Annotated in this window: 1 protein-coding gene and 1 pseudogene; one reads left to right on the forward strand and one right to left on the reverse strand. The window is 64.7% G+C overall.

The features are described from left to right. Positions 1 to 196: 196 nt before the first annotated feature. A pseudogene (locus tag QJT78_RS50630) lies at positions 197 to 640 on the reverse strand (transposase); the annotation flags it as partial. A gap of 368 nt (positions 641 to 1,008) precedes the next feature. Here QJT78_RS50630 and ltrA point away from each other — a divergent pair. Continuing rightward, the gene (gene ltrA, locus QJT78_RS50635; protein WP_281460850.1) at positions 1,009 to 2,019 is read left to right on the forward strand and encodes a group II intron reverse transcriptase/maturase; all 1,011 of its coding nucleotides are present in this window, start codon (positions 1,009 to 1,011) and stop codon (positions 2,017 to 2,019) included. Positions 2,020 to 2,093: the final 74 nt, after the last annotated feature.

Consider the following 2,093-nt stretch of genomic DNA (forward strand, 5'->3'; position numbering starts at 1 on the left):
AAGCTCTTGCCCGGGAAACAAACTCAAACTAACAGTCCCTTGTCCTGCCTCGCGGGTGGAGGAATTTGACTGACCACACCCGGAGGAATTTGAAGTGACCCGCGGGGCATTGCCCGTCAGTAGCGGATCCGGCGCTGCAAGGAAGGCGCCGCGCTTTGGCAGGGGAGCGGAGCTGGTCGGCGACGCAGCGCCATTACGCCCGCGCGTCCTCGGCATCGTCCTGGGCGCACACCGTGGCGATGAAGGCGGAGACGAGGCGCCGTGCGCTCTTGCCGGCACGTGCCAGCGCATTGCGCATGAAGTGGACGCGGCAGCGCTAGTGGCGTTGAGAACTTCGCCGACCGTGGCCGTGATCCCTCATGAGTATCGGAGACGACGAGCCCGTAGCCCCGCAGGCCGCGGCGGACGAGCTTGCGCAGGAGCGCGGCCCAGAACGTCTCGGCTTCGGATGGGCCGACGTCAATGCCGAGCGCCTCACGCCGGCCGTCGCTGTTAACTCGACGCGATGGTCACCGCGACCGAGACGATGCGCCCCTGCTGACGCAGCTTCACGTACGTGGCCGATCCACAGATAGGGCCGATCGCCCTAGAGCGGGCGGTTGAGGAAGGCCTTCACGTTGTCGCCGATCTCACTGCACATGCCGCGCCGGTCATGCCTTCGACCACCAGCGCCATCAGCCGGAGGCCGAGTGTGTTCCCTAGTCACGAAGGCAGCATGAGCATCGTCGTTATGCGAGACGATGCCGCTCCGTCGGGGTCGATGGCCGCATCACGCATGGAAGGCAATCATCGGAACATGAGAGGCCCGATCGGGTCCACTGGATTGGTCTCCAGTGGGGGACAGCGGCGAGGCACTGCCAGAGCCGCGGTCCGAGCTGAGGTCGGGAGTCGGACTGGTCCATAGTACCTGTGAAGTCGTCGAAGGAAACGAGACGTATGGAGGGAAGGGGCCAGCCCGAGGGGAGCCCGCGCGAGAAGGCCAGGGTCCGGACACAGAGCCGGGTTGCCTTGCCGCCGAACCTCGATCGGGTGAACGCGGCGGCCAAGCGGGCTGCCCAAACCCGGTTCACGGCCTTGCTGCACCACATCGACGAGGACGCTCTGCTTCGGGCGTTTCGACGACAAAAGCGGCAGGCCAGCGCGGGGGTCGATGGGGTAACGATGGCGAAGTACGAAGAGGGGCTCACGGATAACATCCGCGACCTCTGCGGACGGGTCCACACTGGTCGCTACCGGCCACAGCCGGTGCGGCGAGTCTACATCCCCCAAGCCGATGGCGGTAAGCGGCCTCTCGGTGTGCCGGCGCTCGAGGACAAGATCGTCCAAAGCGCGGTGGCCGAGGTGTTGAGCGCCGTCTATGAGGCCGACTTCCTTGGGTTCTCCTACGGCTTCCGGCCGGGGCGGAATCCTCATATGGCGCTTGATGCCTTGCATACGGCGATCATGAGCCAGCGTGTGAACTGGGTGCTCGATGCCGACATACGCAGCTTCTTCGACTCGGTCGACCACGAGTGGCTGTTGCGGATGGTGGCGCACAGGATCGCCGATCCTCGCATCCTACGGCTCCTCGAGCTGTGGCTGCGGGCCGGTGTTCTTGAGAGCGGCGAGAAGCGAGAGACGGACAGGGGCACGCCGCAAGGGGCAGGCATCAGCCCGCTCCTTGCCAACATCTTCCTGCACTACATCCTCGATCTCTGGGCCCACCAATGGCGTCGTCGTCATGCCCGCGGTCGCGTCGTGACCGTGCGCTATGCGGACGACTTCGTCATGGGCTTCGAGAGCAAGGCAGATGCGCAGGAAATGCTCTTGGCCCTCAAGGTGCGGCTGGCCAGCTTTGGCCTGATGCTTCATGAGGGCAAGACGCGGCTGATCGAGTTTGGCCGGTTCGCGGCCGTCTCGCGTCAGCGGCGCGGCGAGCGGCGACCAGAGACCTTCGCCTTCCTCGGCTTCACCCACTACTGCGGGCGGACCCGAGATGGCCGGTTCATCGTAAGCGGAGCTTTTCTCCCATTTGATTGACTGGTTTCGCTTCGGCTTTCGCTCTGCGATCCTTGGCTTGTCAGAGAGCCGAGAGGAGACTGAAGGCGATGGAA

Source organism: Bradyrhizobium sp. Mp27 (assembly GCF_029953005.1).
GTDB classification, from domain to species: Bacteria; Pseudomonadota; Alphaproteobacteria; order Rhizobiales; family Xanthobacteraceae; genus Bradyrhizobium; species Bradyrhizobium barranii.